Genomic DNA, 18,359 nt, shown 5'->3' on the forward strand with positions numbered 1-18,359 from the left:
TATGATTGTAAGTGGACAATCCGCTGTAAGTAATTAGGAGGTGTGCTCATGAAGAGTATATTGGGAAAGAAAATAGGGATGACTCAAATCTTCGCTGAAGGTGGAGAGATTGTTCCTGTAACTGTTATAGAGGCAGGCCCTATGATAGTTACTCAAATTAAGTCAGTAGATACTGACGGATATAATGCAGTTCAAGTTGGTTATGTTGATATAAAAGAACATAAGGTTAACCAACCGCTGAAAGGTCACTTTGATAAAGCAAACGCAGGATACAAGAAATACTTAAGAGAATTTCGTGTTGACGATGTTTCTTCTTACGAACTTGGTTCTGAAATCAAGGTAGACGTATTAAAGGATGTAGAGAGAGTAGACGTTTTTGCAACTTCAAAGGGTAAGGGAACTCAAGGAGCTATTGTAAGACATAATTACGGTAGAGGTCCTGAAGGACATGGTTCTAAGTCTCATAGAGTTGCGGGTGCAAGATCTGCTTCTGCATATCCAGGACGTGTATTTAAAGGTAGAAAAGGTAGCGGTAAGATGGGAAATGAACGTGTTACTGTTCAAAATCTACAAGTTGTTAGAATTGATGAAGATAAGAATCTAATTTTAGTTAAGGGAGCTGTTCCCGGACCTAAAGGTGGACTTGTAACATTAAGAGAGTCTGTAAAGGCTAAATAGTTTAGGAAGGGGGATGGAATATGCCTAACATTAAAATGTTAAACCAACAAGGTGAATCTGTTGGCGATATAGAACTAAGCGAAGCTATATTTGGCGTAGAAGTTAATGAACATGTAGTTTATGAAGTTGTAAAGAATCAACTTGCAAATAAAAGACAAGGCACTCAATCCGCAAAGACGAGAGCTGAAGTTAGAGGCGGAGGAAAGAAGCCTTGGAGACAAAAGGGTACAGGACGTGCTCGTCAAGGTAGTATCAGAAGTCCTCAATGGAGAGGCGGCGGTGTTGTATTTGCACCAAAACCAAGGGACTACAGCTACAAATTACCTAAGAAGGTTAAGAGACTTGCTATTAAGTCTGTTTTAACTTCAAAGGTTAATGATGAAGAATTAATCGTGTTAGACGCTTTAAAACTTGATGATTTTAGCACTAAGACAGCTTTCGGTATATTAAATAACGTAAAGGCTTTGAAGAAGGCTTTAGTTGTTATTGGTGAAGATGACAAAAAGATTGCGAAATCTTTTGGAAACATTCCTGGAGTTATCGTAGCTACTGCTGACAAGATCAATGTTTATGACATGTTAAAACACGACTCACTTATACTGACTAAAGATGCAGTTGAAAAGATTGAGGAGGTGTTCGCATAATGATGTCACCTTACGATATTATTATTAAACCTATTATTACTGAAGCATCCATGGATAATATAGACAGAGGTGTCTATACTTTCAAGGTTGATAGAAGAGCAAATAAATCAGAGATAAAAAAAGCAATTGAAGTTGTTTTCGGAGAAGGGGTTAAGGTAGCTAAGGTTAATACTATGAATGTTCCTGGTAAACTTAAGAGAATGGGTCAAAACCAAGGAAGAACACCAAGTTGGAAAAAAGCTATTGTAACTTTAAAACCGGATTCAAAAGATATTGAATTCTTTGAAGGAATATAGTTAGGAGGTAATTAAATGGCTATTAGAAAATACAAACCAACCTCTGCCGGCGTACGTGGAATGTCCGTACTAAGCTTTGAAGAAATCACAAAGAATAAAAAACCTGAAAGATCACTATTAGTAGACTTAAATAAATCAGGTGGTAGAAATTCATATGGTAGAATTACTGTTCGTCACAGAGGCGGCGGTGCTAAGAGAAAATATAGAATAATTGACTTTAAAAGGGACAAAGATGGTATACCAGCTACTGTAGCTTCCATCGAATACGATCCAAATAGAACTGCGAATATTGCACTTCTTCATTACGCAGATGGTGAAAAGAGATATATTCTTGCACCAAACGGACTAAAAGTTGGATACAAGATTGAATCTGGAGAAGATGCAGATATCATGATTGGTAATGCATTGAAATTAAAAGACATCCCTGTTGGTACTACAATCCACAACATTGAGTTAAAACCTGGAAAAGGTGGTCAACTTGCAAGAACTGCAGGAGCTGAAGCTCAGTTGATGGGTAAAGAAGGTAACTTTGCAACATTGAGATTGCCTTCTGGAGAGTTTAGACTTATTCATCTTGAATGTCGTGCAACAATTGGTCAAGTAGGAAACTTAAACCATGAACTTGTAAACATAGGTAAAGCAGGTAGAAATAGACATTTAGGTAACAGACCTCACGTAAGAGGTTCTGCGATGAACCCAGTAGATCACCCTCACGGTGGTGGAGAGGGAAGAGCACCTGTTGGTCGTCCTGCACCATCTACACCTTGGGGTAAAAAGGCTATTGGAGTTAAGACAAGAAAGAAATCTAAGAAGTCTAATAAGTACATTGTAAGAAGAAGAACTAAGTAATAAGGAGGGGTTTTAATGGGAAGATCCGTTAAAAAGGGACCATTTTGTGATGAACACCTTATGAAAAAAGTCGAAGCTCTAAATGCTGAAGACAAGAAGAAGGTTATTAAGACTTGGTCACGTAGATCTACAATATTTCCACAATTTGTTGGACATACAATTGCGGTACATGACGGAAGAAAGCATTTACCGATTTATATAACTGAAGATATGGTAGGACATAAGTTAGGTGAATTTGTTTCCACCAGAACTTTTAGAGGCCATGTGGGAAGTAAAGAAAAAGGTAGTAAGGTTAGATAGGAGGACTAAGATATGGAAGTAAGAGCTGTTTCTAAATATGAAAGAATATCACCTCTTAAAGTTAACTTTATTTGCAAAGAAATTAGAGGTAAAAATGTTGATGAAGCTTTGGCGATTTTAAAGTTTACTCCTAAAAAAGGCGCAAGACTTTTGGAAAAAGTTTTAAAATCTGCTATTGCCAACGCTGAACACAATTTCAACTTAGACAGAGATGAGCTTATTGTAGCCCATGCATATGCAAATCAGGCTCCTGTTATGAAGAGATGGAGACCTAAAGCTAAGGGTTCAGCTTATCCGATTTTAAAGAGATCAAGCCACATAGGCGTTGTTGTTAAGGAAAGAGAATAAGGAGGGTAAGCGAATATGGGTCAAAAAGTTAATCCCCACGGTTTAAGAGTTGGTGTAATTAAGGACTGGAGTTCTAAGTGGTTTGCCGACAAAAAGGACTTCGCTGATTTACTTGTTGAAGATAATAAAATTCGTGATTTAGTAAAGAAGGAAGTTTATTTAGCAGGCGTTTCTGAAATAAAAATCGAAAGAGCTTCAAATAAAATAAAAGTTACAATTGAAACTGCAAAGCCAGGCATGGTTATAGGTAGACAAGGTGCTGGCGTTGAAGTATTAAGAAATAAATTAGAAAAATTAACAGACAAGCAAGTTATTATAAATGTTGAGGAAGTTAAAAGACCTGATCTTGACGCTCAACTTGTAGCTGAAAGCATTGCAGCTTCTCTTGAAAGAAGAATTTCTTTCAGAAGAGCAATGAAACAAGCTATTCAAAGAAGTATGAGAGCGGGAGCAAAGGGAATTAAGACTTCTGTTTCAGGTCGTGTTGGCGGAGCTGATATGGCCAGAACTGAAGGTTATAGTGAAGGAACTATTCCTCTACAAACTCTTAGAGCTGACATAAACTATGGATTTGCTGAAGCAGATACAACTTATGGTAAGCTGGGTGTTAAAGTTTGGATTTACAAAGGTCAAGTTCTTCCTGGAATGAAGGAAGCAGAAGTGCCTGAAGTAAAGGACAACAGAAGAAAAAATAAGAGAAATAGAAGACAAAACCCAAAGAGAAATAACAGAGGTCAATCAGAAAACAAATAGTTCATAGGAGGAAAGAATCTATGTTAATGCCTAAAAGAGTTAAGCATCGTAAGGTTCACAGAGGTAGAATGACTGGTAAGGCTCACAAGGGTAACACCTTAGCTTACGGAGATTACGGTCTTCAAGCATTAGAACCTTGCTGGATGACTGCTAATCAAATAGAAGCCGCAAGACGTGCGATGACTAGATATATTAAGAGGGGCGGAAATATTTGGATTAAGGTATTTCCGGATAAACCAGTAACTGAAAAACCTGCAGAAGTACGTATGGGTTCTGGTAAAGGTAATCCAGAGTACTGGGTAGCTGTTGTTAAACCAGGTAGAGTTTTATTTGAAATGGCTGGTGTTCCTGAAGACGTAGCAAGAGAAGCTATGAGACTTGCAGCACACAAGCTTCCAATTAAAACTAAATTTATAGCTCGTGATAATATGGAAATGGACGGTGAAGCTAATGAAAACTAAAGAAATTCGTCAAATGTCCGATGCACAATTACAAAGTTCTTTAAAGGATTTAAAAGCTGAACTTTTCAATTTGCGTTTTCAATTGGCAACCGGACAGTTAGACAACCCTATGAGAATAGGTGGAGTTAAAAAAGATATAGCCCGCATTAAGACCATCGTAAGAGAACGAGAACTTAATATAGGTAAGGAGGCTTAATCTCATGGAAAGAAATCAAAGAAAAACAATAATTGGTACGGTTGTATCAGATAAGATGGATAAAACTATCGTTGTAGCTGTTAACACTTTTGTTTCCCATTCGCTTTACAGCAAGCAAATGAAAAAAACTACTAAGTTTAAAGCTCATGACGAAAACAATGAATGCAATATTGGGGACAAAGTTAAGATAATGGAAACTAAACCTATCTCTAAAGAAAAGAGATGGAGAGTAGTTGAGATCCTCGAAAGAGCAAAATAATCTTATTACTAGAAAGGAGAAGCTAAATGATTCAACAAGAAAGTCGTTTAAGAGTAGCGGATAACTCCGGTGCAAAAGAACTACTAGTTATAAGAGTTTTGGGAGGTACTAAGAGAAAGTACGCCAACATTGGGGATATAGTAGTTTGTAGCGTTAAAACTGCAACACCCGGAGGAGTTGTAAAGAAGGGTGATGTTGTTAAAGCTGTTATAGTTAGAACAAAAACAGGTGTAAGCAGAAATGACGGAAGTCATATCAGGTTTGACGACAATGCAGCTGTAATCGTAAAAGATGACAAGAATCCGGTGGGTACAAGAATTTTCGGTACTGTTACAAGAGAACTTAGAACCGGAAACTTCATGAAGATAATTTCTTTGGCACCTGAAGTTATATAGTTGGAGGTGTATCACATGAAAATTAGAAAAGATGATACGGTAATTGTTATTGCCGGTTCTGATAAAGGTAAAAAAGGTAAGGTTTTAAAAACTTTTCCTAAGACTAACAAGGTGATTGTTGAAGGTATTAACATTCAAACAAAACACCAAAAGGCAAGAGGACCTCAAAATCCAGGCGGAATTGTTAAGTCTGAAGGTCCAATAGATGCATCAAATGTAATGTATTATGATTCTAAGCTTGGTAAGGGCGTTAGAATAGGATATAAAGTTGAGTCCGGTAAGAAACAAAGAGTTTCAAAGGCGGACAAAAAAGCTATAAAGTAGTGAAGGGGGTAATTTAGTGACTTCCAGATTAGTTGAAAAATACAGAAATGAAGTTGTTCCTGCAATTACAGAAAGCTTTGGATATGAAAATGTAATGCAAGTTCCTAAGCTTGAAAAGATTGTTATAAATATAGGTCTTGGTTCTCATAAGGACAATCCAAAAGCTGTTGAATCTGCAGTGAGAGATTTAACCATTATCACAGGACAAAGACCAGTTGTTACAAAAGCAAGAAAGTCAATTGCAAACTTTAAGTTAAGAGAAGGAATGAGCGTTGGTTGCAAAGTAACTCTTAGAGGCGAAAAGATGTACGACTTCTTTGATAAGTTAGTTAGTATTTCTCTTCCAAGAGTTAGGGACTTTAGAGGTGTTTCTTCTACATCATTTGATGGTAGAGGTAATTACTCTTTAGGTATTAAAGAACAACTTATATTTCCTGAAATAGAATACGATATGGTTGATGAAATAAGAGGAATGGATATCGTAATCGTGACAACTGCTGAAACTGACGAAGAGTCTAAGAAGTTGTTGGAATTAATGGGAATGCCATTCAAGAAGTAGACCAAGGAGGAATAACGTGGCAAAAAAATCAATGATTGCTAAACAACAAAAGCCTGCTAAGTACAGCACCAGGGCTTATAATAGATGTAAAATTTGCGGTAGACCTCATGCTTACTTAAGAAAGTATGGAATTTGTCGTATATGCTTTAGAGAATTGGCTTATAGAGGCGAAATCCCAGGCGTAAGAAAAGCAAGCTGGTAAAATAGAGAGGAGGAAGCTTTTATGATGACAGATCCTATAGCAGATATGCTAACGAGAATAAGAAACGCTAATAATGCTAAACATAAATCAGTTGAAATACCTTCTTCTAAAATAAAGAAAGACGTTGCTTCAATCCTATTGGATGAAGGATTTATTAGCGGTTTCAATGTTACAGAAGATGACAAACAAGGTATTATAACTTTAGATCTTAAATATGGCCCAAACGATGAAAGAGTAATCTCTGGTATTAAGAGAATCTCTAAACCAGGCTTAAGAGTATATGTAAAAGCTCAAGAACTACCAAGAGTGCTTGGAGGTCTTGGAATAGCAATAATCTCTACATCAAAAGGAGTTGTAACTGACAAGGTTGCAAGACAAGAAGGTGTAGGTGGAGAGGTTATCTGTTACGTATGGTAATGGATAGTATTATTAGGAGGTAAAAATGTCTAGAATTGGATTAAAACCAATAGAAATCCCAAGTGGAGTTGACGTAAAAGTTGGCGACAATAATCTAGTTCATGTTAAGGGACCTAAGGGAGAACTTAGCCAAAACTTAGATAGGGACATGACTATTAATATAGAAGACAATGTTATATCTATATCTCGTCCTTCTGAAAGTAAACATCACAAATCTATTCACGGATTAACAAGAACTTTATTGGCGAATATGATTGAAGGTGTAACTGAAGGTTACAAGAAGACTTTATTAATAGAAGGTACTGGTTATAGAGCAAGCAAAAGTGGAAATAAACTTGTAATGAACTTAGGTTTTTCTCATCCAGTTGAAATGGAAGAACCTGAAGGAATTTCAGTTGAAGTGCCTGAACCTCACACAATTGTAGTTTCAGGTATTGATAAACAATTGGTAGGAAGCTTTACAGCTAATATTAGAGATCATAGAAAACCTGAACCATATAAGGGCAAAGGTCTTAGATACTCTGATGAATACGTTAGACGTAAAGTTGGTAAAACCGGTAAGTAAAGGAAGGAGTATTAGATGTTAAAGCGCATAGATAAACAAAAAAATAGAAAAGCAAGACATACAAGAATTAGAAAAAATCTTTCCGGCACTTCTGAAAAACCAAGATTAAACGTATATAAGAGCAATGCCAATATATATGCTCAAATTATAGATGATGCTCAAGGAAAGACTTTAGTTTCAGCATCAACTCTTGAGAAGGATATCAAATCTGGTTTGGAAAACACTTCAAATAAAGAGGCTGCTAAAGTAGTTGGTAAGGCTATCGGAGAAAAAGCTGTTAAACTTGGTATTGAAGAAGTAGTATTTGACAGATCCGGATACCTATACCATGGTAAAATTAAAGAATTAGCAGATTCCGCAAGAGAAGCTGGACTGAAATTCTAGGAGACGGAGGTACAATATTGGAACTTTTAACTAAAAATGTAGAAGGTTTAGAATTAGAAGAAAGAGTTGTTGCTATCAACCGTGTTGCAAAAGTTGTTAAGGGTGGTAGAAACTTCAGATTCACAGCCGTTGTAGTAGTTGGAGATAAAAACGGTAAGGTTGGGATCGGTACAGGCAAGGCACATGAAGTTCCTGAAGCTATAAAAAAGGGAGTTCAAGATGCTAAAAAGCATATGATTGAAGTACCTTTAGTTGGAACATCTATTCCTCACGAAGTAACAGGAGTATTCGGAGCTGGAAGAGTATTCTTAAAACCAGCGTACGAAGGTACTGGAGTTATTGCAGGAGGTCCTGTTCGTGATGTATGTGAACTTGCGGGCATCAAGGATATTCGTTCAAAATCTCTTGGAACATCCAACCCTCGAAACATAGTGAATGCAACTATTGAAGGACTTAAGAGTCTTAAGAAAGCAAGTGATGTTGCTAGATTAAGAGGAAAGTCCGTTGACGAAATCATCGGGTAAGGAGGCTTTTTATGAAGAAGCTTAAAATAACTCTAAAGAGAAGTTTAATAGGTAGAACTGACAAGCATAAAAAAGCTATTAAGTCATTAGGACTTAAAAAGATTGGTTCTTATGTAATCAAAGAAGATAATCCTGCTTTAAGAGGAGTTATTAACAAAGTAGGGTATATGATAGATGTTGAAGAAGTAGAATAAAGGGGAGGTGTACTTTACGATGAAATTACACGACTTAAAACCTGCTAATGGTGGTGGCGTTAAACCAAAGAAAAGAGTAGGTAGAGGTTATGGTTCAGGTCTTGGACACAATGCAGGACGTGGACGTGACGGACAAAATTCAAGATCAGGCGGCGGTGTAAGACCAGGTTTTGAAGGGGGTCAAATGCCTTTATTCAGAAGACTTCCTAAGAGAGGTTTTACGAATATATTTAGTAAGGTATATGCAGAAGTTAATTTAGAACAATTAAATAGATTTGAAGATGGCACTTTAGTAACTCCTGAGCTTTTGATTGAAGAAGGTATTGTAAAAAAATCTAAAGCTAAAGATGGAGTAAAGATACTTGGTTCAGGTGAGTTAAACAAAAAGCTGACTGTTCAAGCTACTAAATTCACAAAGTCTGCTATGGAAAAAATAACTCAAGCCGGAGGAAAGGCTGAGGAGGTATAAAATGCTTCATACGCTGAAGAATGCTTGGAAAGTTAAAGAAGTTAGAGATAGACTTATATTTACTTTCCTAATGCTTGTAGTATATAGACTGGGCAATGTTATCCCAGTTCCATTTATGGATGCTAAGGTTGTCCAAGCTCATATGTCAGGACAAGACGCAGGACTTCTTTCAATGCTTAATGCGTTCTCAGGAGGAAGTTTATCAAATATGAGTATATTTGCACTAAGTATATATCCTTATATTACTGCTTCCATCATTATTCAACTTCTTACTATTGCAATTCCAAGACTTGAAGAAATTGCAAAGGATGGAGAAGAAGGAAAGAAAAAAATTGGACAATACACAAAGATTATGGGCGTTGTACTTGGATTTGTACAAGCCTATGCAATGGTAAATGTACTTTTCAGCGATGCTGTTCAAATAGCGAAAGGTAATACTCTTTCAAAGTTAATAATGTTATTAACTGTAGTTGCAGGTTCAATGTTCCTTGTATGGTTAGGTGAGATGATAACTGCAAAGGGAGTTGGAAATGGAATTTCTATAATAATTTTCTTTGGTATTATCTCAGGTGCTCCAAGAGCCGTTCAAACTATGATTGCCCAAAGAAGAGGCGGAATGGTTGCATGGTGGGCATTTTTGATATTTGTACTCGTTTCAATTGCAATACTTATTATAGTAATTGAAATAAACCAAGGGGAAAGAAGAATTCCTGTTCAATATGCAAAAAGAGTTGTAGGTAGAAAGATGTATGGTGGTCAATCCACACATATTCCAGTTAAGGTTAATATGTCAGGAGTTATGCCAGTAATCTTCGCATCATCTATTTTACAATTACCAAACACCATAATTTCACTTTTTGGAGGCAAAGCGCCTAAATGGTTAGAATATGTATTTAGTATGCAGACCATAAGCGGATTGATAATATACTGTATAATCAATCTGATTTTAATCATAATATTTGCTTACTTCTACAGTGCTATACAATTTAACACAGTAGAATATGCTAAAAACTTACAACAATATGGTGGATTTATTCCAGGAATCAGACCTGGAAGACCAACAGGTGAATACCTACAAAATATTTCTGGAAAGATTACTTTAATAGGGGCTTTAATACTTGCTGTAGTTGCAACAGCTCCATTTATTATAAACTATGCGTTAAAGCTTAGAATGATCTTTGCGGGAACTTCACTAATCATCGTTGTAGGTGTTATATTAGAGACAATAAAACAAATAGAATCAATGTTGACAATGAGACATTATAAAGGTTTTTTAAATAAATAGGAGATATAAATGAGATTGGTACTATTAGGACCTCCAGGAGCAGGTAAAGGGACTCAAGCAGAAAAAATTGTTGACGAGTTTGAAGTGCTACATGTTTCTACGGGGGACATTTTCAGGAAGAATATTAAAGAAGAAACAGAACTTGGTAAAAAAGTTAAAGGATATCTTGCAGAAGGTAAACTTGTTCCTGACGAACTTACAATAGATTTGGTATGGGATAGACTTGACCAAGATGACTGCAAGAATGGATTTATGTTGGATGGATTTCCAAGAACAATCAAACAGGCTGAAGCTTTAACTAAAGGTCTTGAAGAAAGAAAAATCAAATTAGATTCTGTAATAAATATAGACGTGGATTCCGAAGTTCTCATTAAAAGACTTGCAGGAAGAAGAGTTTGTTTAAACTGTGGAGCTTCATATCATGTTGATAATAAGCCTTCAAAGGAAGAAGGAATTTGTGACAGATGTGGACACGAGATAGTTCAAAGAGAAGACGACAAGGAAGAAACTGTTAAAAATAGAATCGATGTTTATAAGAAACAAACTGAACCTTTAATTGAGTACTATAGCAACCTTGGATTAATCTTTAATGTGGATGGAACTTTAGGACCAGATGAAGTATTTGGTAGAATTAAAGATCATCTTACACAACTGGACCAAATGTAATATTCTCGGGAGAGAAAATGGACCAATTTAAAGAGTTAGTTGAAGGTCAAGTGGTTAGATCCCTGTCAGGACGTGATAAAGGAAAATTCCAAATAGTTATAAAGCTCTTGGACAATAATTTTGTACAGGTCGTAGATGGGAAAAGAAGAAAACTTGAAAGACCTAAGCTGAAGAAGACAAAGCATTTACAAAAAACAAATAGCGTTTTTGATATGACTTATGTTACTAATGACAGTCATGTTAGAAAGCTACTAAAAGAGTTTATGAACGACAAGGAGGCTCATTAACTAATGGCTAAGAAGGATATAATCGAAGTAGAAGGTACAGTTGTTGAAGCTTTACCAAATACGATTTTTAAAGTAAAACTTGAAAATGGACATGAAATAACAGCTCATATCTCCGGAAAACTAAGGATGAATTACATTAGAATTCTTCCTGGAGATAAAGTGGTAGTAGAATTATCGCCTTATGATTTAACTAAGGGAAGAATAACTTGGCGTAACAAGTAGGAGGTTAGCATGAAGGTAAGATCATCAGTTAAAAAGATGTGTGAAAAATGTAAGATTATCAAACGTAAAGGACGTATAATGGTTATTTGTGATAATCCTAAACATAAACAAAGACAAGGTTAAGGAGGGACAATAATAGTGTCAAGAATTGCCGGGGTAGATTTACCCAGAGAAAAAAGAGTAGAAATCGGGCTTACAGCTATATATGGCGTTGGAAGAGCTCGTTCATTAGAAATTCTTAAAGCTGCCGGAGTTAATCCTGGAACAAAAGTAAAGGACTTAACTGAAGCTGAAATGGGAGCTATAAGAGAGCAACTTGATAATTACGAAATTGAAGGTGACCTACGTAGAACGGTTGCTATGAATATCAAGAGATTAAAAGAAATAAATTGTTACAGAGGAATTAGACACAAAAGAGGTCTTCCAGTAAGAGGACAAAATACAAAGAACAACTCAAGAACTCGTAAGGGTCCTAAGAGAATAGCTCAAAAGAATAAGTAAGGAGGGGATTTAATTGGCACAAAAGAAAGCAAAAACTCGTTCAACAAAATCAAAGAGAAGAGTTAGAAAAAATATTGATAAGGGTCAAGCTCACATAGTATCATCATTTAACAATACTATGGTTAGTTTAACAGACCTTCAAGGTAATTTAATTTCTTGGGCATCAGCAGGTCAATTAGGCTTCCGTGGATCAAGAAAATCTACTCCTTTTGCAGCGCAAGAAGCAGCACAAGAAGCAGCAAAAAAAGCTATGGATCACGGCTTAAAAGTAGTTGAAGTATATGTAAAGGGACCTGGTTCAGGAAGAGAAGCAGCAATAAGATCATTACAAGCTTCAGGACTTGAAATCAGTCTTATCAAAGACGTAACACCAGTTCCTCATAATGGTTGTAGACCACCTAAGAGAAGAAGAGTTTAATACGAATAATTATAAATATAGGATATCCTTAACTCGACGTACTTCATAGGAGGCGCAAATTATGACACAAAACTTAATGGCTAAAATTGAAATAGCAGATATTAACGAAGAAAAAAATCATGGAAAATTTGTTATAGCTCCTTTAGAGAGAGGTTTTGGAACTACACTTGGGAATGGATTAAGGAGAGTTCTTCTTTCATCTCTTCCCGGATCTGCAGTTACCAAGGTGCATATACAAGACGTACTACATGAATTCTCAACAATAAAAGGTGTTTTAGAAGATGTCTCAGAACTTATATTAAACATCAAAGGGATAGCTTTAAAGAGTTTATCCGAAGAGCCGATTAATATCGATATAGATCTTAAGGGACCTTGCATCTTTACAGCAAAAGACATTGAACAAGATGTAAACTTGGAAGTTGCAAAACCTGATCAGTATATTGCAACACTAAACGAAGATGCACATTTAAAAATGAGTCTTCGTATAGAAAATGGAAAAGGCTATAGAGTTTCAGATCTAAACAAGTCTGAAGAAGATCCAATAGGTGTTATTCCAATAGATTCTACATTCACACCAGTTACAAAAGTTAATTTTGAAATTACTGAACTTGTGTCAAATAAAGAAAAATTGGAATTAGATATATGGACAGATGGGACTATATCATCCCAAGATGCCTTGGCAAAAGGTGCTAAGATATTAACAGATTATCTTGCCCTATTTATAGACTTACCGGAATATACTTTTGAAGAAGAAGTAGAGGAAGAAGAAGAGTCTTCTATAGAGGGCTTATTATCTACAAGCATAGAAGAACTTGACCTTTCCCTAAGATCTTTCAACTGTTTAAAGAGATCTGATATAAATACAGTTGGAGATATAATATCAAAGGGCGTTGAGGAATTGAGCAAAATAAAGAATTTTGGTAGGAAGTCCTTTGAAGAAGTGGAATCTAAAATCCATGAATTGGGCTTAGAATTTTCAGATAAAGAAGATTAGGAGGAGGCATAAATGGCAAACCTTAGAAAACTTGGTAGAAGAACAGACCATAGACAAGCTATGCTTAGAAACCAAGTTCAATCTCTTCTTGAACATGGAAGAATTGAAACTACTCTTACAAGAGCTAAAGAAACCAGAAGAGTAGCAGAAAAAATGATTACCCTTGCAAAAAAAGGGGATTTACACTCAAGAAGACAAGTTATGGCTTATGTATATAAAGATGACGTTGCACATAAGTTATTTGAAGAAATAGCTCCGCAATACAAAGAAAGAAATGGTGGATACACCAGAATCTTAAAACTTGGACCTCGTATGGGAGACAGTGCGGAAATGTGTATATTAGAACTTGTTTAATAAACAAGTAGGTTAAATAAGATAGATACTGTGGCTTAAAATTATCCGCGGCAAAATAATTTTAAGGAGATATAAGATATGGCAAAAATGATGGAACCAAGATTTAAACAAGCAAGAAGACTTGGACTAAATGTTTCAGGACATCCAAAAGCTGAAAAAAGAATGGGAAAAGGTCTTGGCAGAGAAGATAAGAAACTAACAGAATATGGTAGACAATTACTTGAAAAACAAAGACTTCGTGCTTATTATGGAGTAATGGAAAAACAATTCTTCAACTACTTCAGAAAAGCATATAAATCTCAAGAATCTACAGGTGATGCTCTAATTAAGATGTTGGAAACAAGACTTGATAACTTAGTATATAGAGCAGGTTTTGCTTCATCAATTAGACAAGCAAGACAAATGGTAGTTCATGGACATATATTGGTAAACGGTAAGAAGGTAAATATCCCTTCATACCAAGTACAACCAGGAGATGAACTTGAATTAAGAGAAAAATCAAGAAAAAATGAAATGTTTAAAGAAAACTTTGAAACAAATTTCAGCTATTCACTTCCTTATATTTCAAAAGCAGAAGGATTTAAAATAAAATTAGACAGAATGCCTGAAAGAGAAGAAGTTCCAATAGAAATAACAGATTCATTAATAGTAGAGTTCTACTCAAGATTAGTATAATTATCAAGCCGGGAAGTTCACCTTCTCGGTATTTTTATGCCCAAAATTAAAAAAATCATACATATAGGGTATATAATAACTTGAAAAGAACTTTCAAAGAACATATAATAAGCTAATAAAGAAATAAAAATAAGGAGATAGAAATGGAAGACAAACTCTATATTATTATGCATAGACTAATAGATGAAAATGATGACTCAGGACTTTCAGACTATAAAATAGAATTTCCATTTGGAAATGCGGAAAATGTAAAAAAATTTAATGAAATTGCAAAAGAACTTTTTCGGTTAGACGGAATAGAAAAAACAGACAAAAAATTTACCATACAGATAAACTCACAAGATTATATAGTAAAGACTACATCTCCATATAAATACGATTTACAGACAATTCAAATTGAATATATTAAAGATGGAGATGAAAACAAAAACTATAAACTTTTAGAATTAGATAAAGAAGAAATTAGAAGTTTTTTCAAAAAACTTGTTAAAGCAGCAAAAACAGAAGAGATATATCCAAATAAAGAAGAAACACCAAATGTAAAACATAAACATCCACATCTATTACAAGGTGGAATAAATCCACCAAACACATCAAGGGAGTAGGTGCAAAATGAAGAAAGGAAAAATAGTTACAATAGTAATAATCATATTTATATATATTGGGGGACTTTTTTACTTTAACAATTACTCATATCCATTAACTAAAATCAATGGTGAAAAAAAAGCATTTGTAGCATTGAAAGATATAAAAGATCCAAATTATGAAGATTACACACTTAAAGTAAAAGGAAAAAACAACAAAAAAGAAGAATTTAGAGCAGAAGATTTAGATTTTAAAGTGGAAGAAAAAACTCCTCTAAAAATTAATCAAAAAGCTCCTCTTTGGTTTGTTGAAATATTTAAGAAACATGACTATAAATTAGATTACAACTATATCTTTAGCGAAGAAAAGTTAGACGAATCATTAAAAAGTTCAAAACTTAATCAAGATGTAGAAAAATCAAAAGATGCGCAAGTAGAACTTGTGGGAACAAAATATGAAATAATCCCAGAAAAATATGGCGACGAAATAGACTTAGAAAAAACAAAAGAAAGTATAATAGCAGCGTTTAAAAGTAAAGAAGAAGAAATAGAACTGGAGGAAGAATATATAAAGCCTCAATTAACAAAAGACAGTAAAGAATTACAAGAAGAACTTGAGACAAAACAAAGACTCTTCTCAACGATATTGACATTTGACTTTGACGATAGAAAATTCGAAGTGAAAGGCGACGAATTAATTTCATTTTATGATAAACTACAAGATGGATATCAACTAAATAGAGATAGAGTTAGAGCATACGTAGCAGATTTGGCAAAAAAAACAGATACATTTGGCACAGATAGAAAATTCCAAACTACCGGCAGGGGAGAAGTTGCAGTAGGAGGAGGAATATATGGCTGGCAAATGGATGTAGACAAAACAACAGAAAACACAATGAAAGCTATAGAAGAAGCCAAAAGTCAAGACGTAGAAATAGAATACAAACTTCGCTCCCTAACAAGAGCAGAAGATGATATAGGAAACACATATATTGAAATTGACCTATCAAGACAACATCTATGGTTTTATAAAGAAGGCAACTTAGTCGTAGAATCAGACGTTATAACAGGAGCCCCATACGGAGGCAGAGAAACACCAACAGGAGTATTTAAAGTTTGGTCAAGAGAGACAGATAGAAATCTTACAGGAGAAGACTACAGCTCACCAGTTTCATTCTGGATGCCAATTAACTGGAGTGGCGTAGGACTACACGATGCCTCATGGCAAGATAAGTTCGGAGGCGAACTTTATAAGAGTAGAGGTTCAAGAGGATGCATTAATCTTCCGTACGAAGTTGCAAAGAAAATATACACAGAAGTAAAAAACGAAACACCAGTTGTAATATACAAATAAATAAAAAACATTTGACAAAACAAAACAATAATGATATTATAATTAGGCACTCAAGGAAGTGCCTTTTTAAATTCGAAAATTTGCCAAAAATATTTGACAACAAGAACTTAACTTGGTACTATATATGAGTTGTCACTCAAGAAGAGTGCAAAAGAACCTAAACAAGTGAAAAGTGTAAAAAACTTTTGAGTAAGTACAACCAAACAATAATTCGGTGAAAAATAAAAGTCAGCGAAAGAGCTGATCAAACATTTAATAGAGAGTTTGATCCTGGCTCAGGACGAACGCTGGCGGCGTGCTTAACACATGCAAGTCGAACGATGAACCTCGAAATGACATCTTCGGAAGGATTTTCGAGAGGATTAGTGGCGAACGGGTGAGTAACGCGTGAGCAACCTGCCTTAGACAAGGGGATAGCCTCGGGAAACCGTGATTAATACCCTATGAGACTCCGCCTACGAGTGTAGAAGAAGTTAAAGCGATAGCGGTCTAAGATGGGCTCGCGTCTGATTAGCTAGTTGGTGAGATAAAAGCCCACCAAGGCGACGATCAGTAACCGGCTTGAGAGAGTGAACGGTCACATTGGAACTGAGACACGGTCCAAACTCCTACGGGAGGCAGCAGTGGGGAATATTGCACAATGGGGGGAACCCTGATGCAGCGACGCCGCGTGAGCGATGAAGGAATTCGTTTCGTAAAGCTCTGTCCTTGGAGAAGATAATGACGGTAACCAAGGAGGAAGCACCGGCTAAATACGTGCCAGCAGCCGCGGTAATACGTATGGTGCGAGCGTTGTCCGGAATTATTGGGCGTAAAGGGTACGTAGGCGGTTAAACAAGTCAGATGTAAAAACTTGAGGCTCAACCTCATGTAGCATTTGAAACTGTATAACTTGAGTAGTGGAGAGGAAAGTGGAATTCCTAGTGTAGCGGTGAAATGCGTAGATATTAGGAGGAATACCAGTAGCGAAGGCGACTTTCTGGACACAAACTGACGCTGAGGTACGAAAGCGTGGGGAGCAAACAGGATTAGATACCCTGGTAGTCCACGCTGTAAACGATGAATGCTAGGTGTTGGGAGTCAAATCTCGGTGCCGAAGTTAACACATTAAGCATTCCGCCTGGGGAGTACGGTGGCAACACTGAAACTCAAAGGAATTGACGGGGACCCGCACAAGCAGCGGAGCATGTGGTTTAATTCGATGCAACGCGAAGAACCTTACCAGGGCTTGACATATGGGTGAAAAGTATAGAGATATACTCCTCTATTTTATAGACATCCATACAGGTGGTGCATGGTTGTCGTCAGCTCGTGTCGTGAGATGTTGGGTTAAGTCCCGCAACGAGCGCAACCCCTATATTTAGTTACCAGCATTAAGGATGGGGACTCTAAATAGACTGCCGGTGACAAACCGGAGGAAGGTGGGGATGACGTCAAATCATCATGCCCTTTATGTCCTGGGCTACACACGTGCTACAATGGCAAGTACAGAGGGAAGCGAAGTAGTGATATGAAGCGAATCTCAGAAAGCTTGCCCCAGTTCGGATTGTAGGCTGCAACTCGCCTACATGAAGTCGGAGTTGCTAGTAATCGCGGATCAGAATGTCGCGGTGAATGCGTTCCCGGGTCTTGTACACACCGCCCGTCACACCATGGGAGTTAGTAATACCCGAAGCCAGTGACCTAACCATTGGAAGGAGCTGTCGAAGGTAGGATTAATGACTGGGGTGAAGTCGTAACAAGGTAGCCGTATCGGAAGGTGCGGCTGGATCACCTCCTTTCTAAGGAGTACAACAAAGTTTTTTACACTTAACTTAGGTTCAAAAACCAAAGCCATGTGGGGGTGTAGCTCAGTTTAACATGCTTACCCGCAAGCGAAGCGAGCGGCAAGGAAGCATTTATGCGGTCTTTTCCCAAGAGAAGCAAAGCTTCGATTGGTAAGAAAAGCACGTAGGGAGAGCGGAGCTTCGAAGAAGCTCAAACCTCAATAACAAATTAAATAGTAAAACAAAAAGATCTATGTGGGGGTGTAGCTCAGTTGGGAGAGCGCCTGCCTTGCAAGCAGGAGGTCAGGAGTTCGACTCTCCTCATCTCCACCAACCCTATTAAATTAGGGTAAAGAGTCGCAGCGTCAAATCAAAGATTTGTTAGTTAGCGACCATTTTAATTAAAAAATACAAAATATTTAAAAAGAACATTGAA

Annotated in this window: 32 protein-coding genes, 1 tRNA gene and 1 rRNA gene; all 34 read left to right on the forward strand. The window is 36.5% G+C overall.

The genetic code is table 11. The features are described 5' to 3' along the window. The first annotated feature begins 48 nt into the window (after nt 1-48). The 34 genes from rplC to BN2746_RS04195 all read left to right on the forward strand — a co-directional run bounded on the left by rplC (nt 49) and on the right by BN2746_RS04195 (nt 18,256). The gene (gene rplC / locus BN2746_RS04030) at nt 49-678 is read left to right on the forward strand and encodes a 50S ribosomal protein L3 (RefSeq protein WP_055078571.1); all 630 of its coding nucleotides are present in this window, start codon (nt 49-51) and stop codon (nt 676-678) included. Between the two features lie 20 nt (nt 679-698). Then, on the forward strand, nt 699-1,322 hold the full coding sequence (gene rplD / locus BN2746_RS04035; protein ID WP_055078572.1) for a 50S ribosomal protein L4: 624 nt from the start codon (nt 699-701) through the stop codon (nt 1,320-1,322). Then, nucleotides 1,322-1,618, forward strand: a complete 297-nt coding sequence (rplW, locus tag BN2746_RS04040; RefSeq protein ID WP_055078573.1) for a 50S ribosomal protein L23 — start codon at nt 1,322-1,324, stop codon at nt 1,616-1,618. Before rplD ends, rplW begins: the two co-directional genes overlap by 1 nt. Before the next feature lie 15 nt (nt 1,619-1,633). Further along, nucleotides 1,634-2,467, forward strand: a complete 834-nt coding sequence (gene rplB / locus BN2746_RS04045; RefSeq protein ID WP_055078574.1) for a 50S ribosomal protein L2 — start codon at nt 1,634-1,636, stop codon at nt 2,465-2,467. A 15-nt stretch (nt 2,468-2,482) separates the two neighbouring features. Then, nucleotides 2,483-2,767: a 30S ribosomal protein S19 gene (gene rpsS / locus BN2746_RS04050; RefSeq protein WP_055078575.1), complete on the forward strand. Its 285-nt coding sequence runs from the start codon at nt 2,483-2,485 to the stop codon at nt 2,765-2,767. 12 nt (nt 2,768-2,779) lie between these two features. Next, the gene (rplV, locus tag BN2746_RS04055; protein WP_055078576.1) at nt 2,780-3,115 is read left to right on the forward strand and encodes a 50S ribosomal protein L22; all 336 of its coding nucleotides are present in this window, start codon (nt 2,780-2,782) and stop codon (nt 3,113-3,115) included. A 15-nt stretch (nt 3,116-3,130) separates the two neighbouring features. Continuing rightward, nucleotides 3,131-3,868 (forward strand): 30S ribosomal protein S3, encoded by a 738-nt coding sequence (gene rpsC, locus BN2746_RS04060; RefSeq protein WP_055078577.1) that lies wholly within the window; start codon nt 3,131-3,133, stop codon nt 3,866-3,868. 20 nt (nt 3,869-3,888) lie between these two features. Beyond that, nucleotides 3,889-4,329, forward strand: a complete 441-nt coding sequence (gene rplP / locus BN2746_RS04065; RefSeq protein ID WP_055078578.1) for a 50S ribosomal protein L16 — start codon at nt 3,889-3,891, stop codon at nt 4,327-4,329. Then, complete coding sequence (gene rpmC, locus BN2746_RS04070) at nt 4,319-4,525, forward strand: 50S ribosomal protein L29 (RefSeq protein ID WP_055078579.1); 207 nt, start codon at nt 4,319-4,321, stop codon at nt 4,523-4,525. Before rplP ends, rpmC begins: the two co-directional genes overlap by 11 nt. 4 nt (nt 4,526-4,529) lie before the next feature. Beyond that, nucleotides 4,530-4,784 carry a 30S ribosomal protein S17 gene (rpsQ, locus tag BN2746_RS04075; RefSeq protein WP_055078580.1) on the forward strand — a complete coding sequence of 85 codons (255 nt, stop codon included), beginning with the start codon at nt 4,530-4,532 and terminating at the stop codon, nt 4,782-4,784. A gap of 26 nt (nt 4,785-4,810) precedes the next feature. Next, nucleotides 4,811-5,179, forward strand: coding sequence for a 50S ribosomal protein L14 (gene rplN, locus BN2746_RS04080; RefSeq protein WP_055078581.1), 369 nt, complete (start codon nt 4,811-4,813; stop codon nt 5,177-5,179). 15 nt (nt 5,180-5,194) lie between these two features. Further along, nucleotides 5,195-5,503: a 50S ribosomal protein L24 gene (rplX, locus tag BN2746_RS04085; protein WP_055078582.1), complete on the forward strand. Its 309-nt coding sequence runs from the start codon at nt 5,195-5,197 to the stop codon at nt 5,501-5,503. Nucleotides 5,504-5,519: 16 nt separating this feature from the next. Then, nucleotides 5,520-6,062 (forward strand): 50S ribosomal protein L5, encoded by a 543-nt coding sequence (gene rplE, locus BN2746_RS04090; protein WP_055078583.1) that lies wholly within the window; start codon nt 5,520-5,522, stop codon nt 6,060-6,062. Between the two features lie 16 nt (nt 6,063-6,078). After that, a complete protein-coding gene (locus BN2746_RS04095; protein WP_055078584.1) occupies nt 6,079-6,264 on the forward strand; it encodes a type Z 30S ribosomal protein S14 in 186 nt (61 codons plus the stop codon). 21 nt (nt 6,265-6,285) lie between these two features. Beyond that, a complete protein-coding gene (rpsH, locus tag BN2746_RS04100; RefSeq protein WP_055078585.1) occupies nt 6,286-6,681 on the forward strand; it encodes a 30S ribosomal protein S8 in 396 nt (131 codons plus the stop codon). A 25-nt stretch (nt 6,682-6,706) separates the two neighbouring features. After that, complete coding sequence (gene rplF / locus BN2746_RS04105; RefSeq protein WP_055078586.1) at nt 6,707-7,246, forward strand: 50S ribosomal protein L6; 540 nt, start codon at nt 6,707-6,709, stop codon at nt 7,244-7,246. A gap of 15 nt (nt 7,247-7,261) precedes the next feature. Beyond that, complete coding sequence (rplR, locus tag BN2746_RS04110; RefSeq protein ID WP_055078587.1) at nt 7,262-7,630, forward strand: 50S ribosomal protein L18; 369 nt, start codon at nt 7,262-7,264, stop codon at nt 7,628-7,630. A 17-nt stretch (nt 7,631-7,647) separates the two neighbouring features. After that, the gene (gene rpsE / locus BN2746_RS04115; RefSeq protein ID WP_055078588.1) at nt 7,648-8,154 is read left to right on the forward strand and encodes a 30S ribosomal protein S5; all 507 of its coding nucleotides are present in this window, start codon (nt 7,648-7,650) and stop codon (nt 8,152-8,154) included. Between the two features lie 11 nt (nt 8,155-8,165). Next, nucleotides 8,166-8,348, forward strand: coding sequence for a 50S ribosomal protein L30 (gene rpmD, locus BN2746_RS04120; RefSeq protein WP_055078589.1), 183 nt, complete (start codon nt 8,166-8,168; stop codon nt 8,346-8,348). A gap of 19 nt (nt 8,349-8,367) precedes the next feature. Further along, on the forward strand, nt 8,368-8,817 hold the full coding sequence (rplO, locus tag BN2746_RS04125; protein WP_055078590.1) for a 50S ribosomal protein L15: 450 nt from the start codon (nt 8,368-8,370) through the stop codon (nt 8,815-8,817). 1 nt (nt 8,818) lies between these two features. Then, entirely contained in the window at nt 8,819-10,102 is a 1,284-nt protein-coding gene (gene secY / locus BN2746_RS04130; RefSeq protein WP_055078591.1) for a preprotein translocase subunit SecY, read from the forward strand. A gap of 9 nt (nt 10,103-10,111) precedes the next feature. Next, complete coding sequence (locus BN2746_RS04135; RefSeq protein WP_055078592.1) at nt 10,112-10,768, forward strand: adenylate kinase; 657 nt, start codon at nt 10,112-10,114, stop codon at nt 10,766-10,768. Between the two features lie 17 nt (nt 10,769-10,785). Further along, complete coding sequence (locus BN2746_RS04140) at nt 10,786-11,055, forward strand: KOW domain-containing RNA-binding protein (RefSeq protein WP_055078593.1); 270 nt, start codon at nt 10,786-10,788, stop codon at nt 11,053-11,055. A gap of 3 nt (nt 11,056-11,058) precedes the next feature. Further along, on the forward strand, nt 11,059-11,277 hold the full coding sequence (gene infA, locus BN2746_RS04145) for a translation initiation factor IF-1 (RefSeq protein WP_055078594.1): 219 nt from the start codon (nt 11,059-11,061) through the stop codon (nt 11,275-11,277). A gap of 9 nt (nt 11,278-11,286) precedes the next feature. Next, nucleotides 11,287-11,400, forward strand: a complete 114-nt coding sequence (gene rpmJ / locus BN2746_RS04150) for a 50S ribosomal protein L36 (RefSeq protein WP_055078595.1) — start codon at nt 11,287-11,289, stop codon at nt 11,398-11,400. Between the two features lie 15 nt (nt 11,401-11,415). Further along, entirely contained in the window at nt 11,416-11,778 is a 363-nt protein-coding gene (gene rpsM / locus BN2746_RS04155) for a 30S ribosomal protein S13 (protein WP_055078596.1), read from the forward strand. A gap of 13 nt (nt 11,779-11,791) precedes the next feature. Further along, on the forward strand, nt 11,792-12,196 hold the full coding sequence (gene rpsK, locus BN2746_RS04160) for a 30S ribosomal protein S11 (protein WP_055078597.1): 405 nt from the start codon (nt 11,792-11,794) through the stop codon (nt 12,194-12,196). 61 nt (nt 12,197-12,257) lie between these two features. Further along, a complete protein-coding gene (locus BN2746_RS04165) occupies nt 12,258-13,190 on the forward strand; it encodes a DNA-directed RNA polymerase subunit alpha (protein ID WP_055078598.1) in 933 nt (310 codons plus the stop codon). 12 nt (nt 13,191-13,202) lie between these two features. After that, nucleotides 13,203-13,544, forward strand: a complete 342-nt coding sequence (gene rplQ / locus BN2746_RS04170; protein WP_055078599.1) for a 50S ribosomal protein L17 — start codon at nt 13,203-13,205, stop codon at nt 13,542-13,544. A gap of 78 nt (nt 13,545-13,622) precedes the next feature. Next, the gene (rpsD, locus tag BN2746_RS04175) at nt 13,623-14,219 is read left to right on the forward strand and encodes a 30S ribosomal protein S4 (protein ID WP_055078600.1); all 597 of its coding nucleotides are present in this window, start codon (nt 13,623-13,625) and stop codon (nt 14,217-14,219) included. A 143-nt stretch (nt 14,220-14,362) separates the two neighbouring features. Next, nucleotides 14,363-14,824 carry a hypothetical protein gene (locus tag BN2746_RS04180; RefSeq protein ID WP_055078601.1) on the forward strand — a complete coding sequence of 154 codons (462 nt, stop codon included), beginning with the start codon at nt 14,363-14,365 and terminating at the stop codon, nt 14,822-14,824. Between the two features lie 7 nt (nt 14,825-14,831). Then, a complete protein-coding gene (locus tag BN2746_RS04185) occupies nt 14,832-16,157 on the forward strand; it encodes a L,D-transpeptidase family protein (protein ID WP_055078602.1) in 1,326 nt (441 codons plus the stop codon). Between the two features lie 252 nt (nt 16,158-16,409). Continuing rightward, nucleotides 16,410-17,938, forward strand: a 16S ribosomal RNA gene (locus BN2746_RS04190). 242 nt (nt 17,939-18,180) lie between these two features. Then, nucleotides 18,181-18,256, forward strand: a tRNA-Ala gene (locus tag BN2746_RS04195). Nucleotides 18,257-18,359 lie beyond the last annotated feature (103 nt).

The organism is Lagierella massiliensis (assembly GCF_001407835.1).
Classification (GTDB): Bacteria; Bacillota; Clostridia; order Tissierellales; family Peptoniphilaceae; genus Mediannikoviicoccus; species Mediannikoviicoccus massiliensis.

What these genes read in the sequence shown, in the direction of transcription:
- rplC (WP_055078571.1), top strand. Translation starts at nt 49, where the DNA reads ATGAAGAGTATATTGGGAAAGAAAATAGGGATGACTCAAATCTTCGCT.
- rplR (WP_055078587.1), top strand. Translation starts at nt 7,262, where the DNA reads ATGTTAAAGCGCATAGATAAACAAAAAAATAGAAAAGCAAGACATACA.
- BN2746_RS04180 (WP_055078601.1), top strand. Translation starts at nt 14,363, where the DNA reads ATGGAAGACAAACTCTATATTATTATGCATAGACTAATAGATGAAAAT.
- rplF (WP_055078586.1), top strand. Translation starts at nt 6,707, where the DNA reads ATGTCTAGAATTGGATTAAAACCAATAGAAATCCCAAGTGGAGTTGAC.
- rpmD (WP_055078589.1), top strand. Translation starts at nt 8,166, where the DNA reads ATGAAGAAGCTTAAAATAACTCTAAAGAGAAGTTTAATAGGTAGAACT.
- rplO (WP_055078590.1), top strand. Translation starts at nt 8,368, where the DNA reads ATGAAATTACACGACTTAAAACCTGCTAATGGTGGTGGCGTTAAACCA.
- BN2746_RS04185 (WP_055078602.1), top strand. Translation starts at nt 14,832, where the DNA reads ATGAAGAAAGGAAAAATAGTTACAATAGTAATAATCATATTTATATAT.
- infA (WP_055078594.1), top strand. Translation starts at nt 11,059, where the DNA reads ATGGCTAAGAAGGATATAATCGAAGTAGAAGGTACAGTTGTTGAAGCT.
- rplB (WP_055078574.1), top strand. Translation starts at nt 1,634, where the DNA reads ATGGCTATTAGAAAATACAAACCAACCTCTGCCGGCGTACGTGGAATG.
- rplD (WP_055078572.1), top strand. Translation starts at nt 699, where the DNA reads ATGCCTAACATTAAAATGTTAAACCAACAAGGTGAATCTGTTGGCGAT.
- rpsS (WP_055078575.1), top strand. Translation starts at nt 2,483, where the DNA reads ATGGGAAGATCCGTTAAAAAGGGACCATTTTGTGATGAACACCTTATG.
- rpmC (WP_055078579.1), top strand. Translation starts at nt 4,319, where the DNA reads ATGAAAACTAAAGAAATTCGTCAAATGTCCGATGCACAATTACAAAGT.
- rplQ (WP_055078599.1), top strand. Translation starts at nt 13,203, where the DNA reads ATGGCAAACCTTAGAAAACTTGGTAGAAGAACAGACCATAGACAAGCT.
- rplV (WP_055078576.1), top strand. Translation starts at nt 2,780, where the DNA reads ATGGAAGTAAGAGCTGTTTCTAAATATGAAAGAATATCACCTCTTAAA.
- rpsD (WP_055078600.1), top strand. Translation starts at nt 13,623, where the DNA reads ATGGCAAAAATGATGGAACCAAGATTTAAACAAGCAAGAAGACTTGGA.
- BN2746_RS04165 (WP_055078598.1), top strand. Translation starts at nt 12,258, where the DNA reads ATGACACAAAACTTAATGGCTAAAATTGAAATAGCAGATATTAACGAA.
- rplP (WP_055078578.1), top strand. Translation starts at nt 3,889, where the DNA reads ATGTTAATGCCTAAAAGAGTTAAGCATCGTAAGGTTCACAGAGGTAGA.
- rpsH (WP_055078585.1), top strand. Translation starts at nt 6,286, where the DNA reads ATGATGACAGATCCTATAGCAGATATGCTAACGAGAATAAGAAACGCT.
- BN2746_RS04135 (WP_055078592.1), top strand. Translation starts at nt 10,112, where the DNA reads ATGAGATTGGTACTATTAGGACCTCCAGGAGCAGGTAAAGGGACTCAA.
- rplW (WP_055078573.1), top strand. Translation starts at nt 1,322, where the DNA reads ATGATGTCACCTTACGATATTATTATTAAACCTATTATTACTGAAGCA.
- BN2746_RS04140 (WP_055078593.1), top strand. Translation starts at nt 10,786, where the DNA reads ATGGACCAATTTAAAGAGTTAGTTGAAGGTCAAGTGGTTAGATCCCTG.
- rpsQ (WP_055078580.1), top strand. Translation starts at nt 4,530, where the DNA reads ATGGAAAGAAATCAAAGAAAAACAATAATTGGTACGGTTGTATCAGAT.
- rpsC (WP_055078577.1), top strand. Translation starts at nt 3,131, where the DNA reads ATGGGTCAAAAAGTTAATCCCCACGGTTTAAGAGTTGGTGTAATTAAG.
- rplX (WP_055078582.1), top strand. Translation starts at nt 5,195, where the DNA reads ATGAAAATTAGAAAAGATGATACGGTAATTGTTATTGCCGGTTCTGAT.
- rpmJ (WP_055078595.1), top strand. Translation starts at nt 11,287, where the DNA reads ATGAAGGTAAGATCATCAGTTAAAAAGATGTGTGAAAAATGTAAGATT.
- secY (WP_055078591.1), top strand. Translation starts at nt 8,819, where the DNA reads ATGCTTCATACGCTGAAGAATGCTTGGAAAGTTAAAGAAGTTAGAGAT.
- rplN (WP_055078581.1), top strand. Translation starts at nt 4,811, where the DNA reads ATGATTCAACAAGAAAGTCGTTTAAGAGTAGCGGATAACTCCGGTGCA.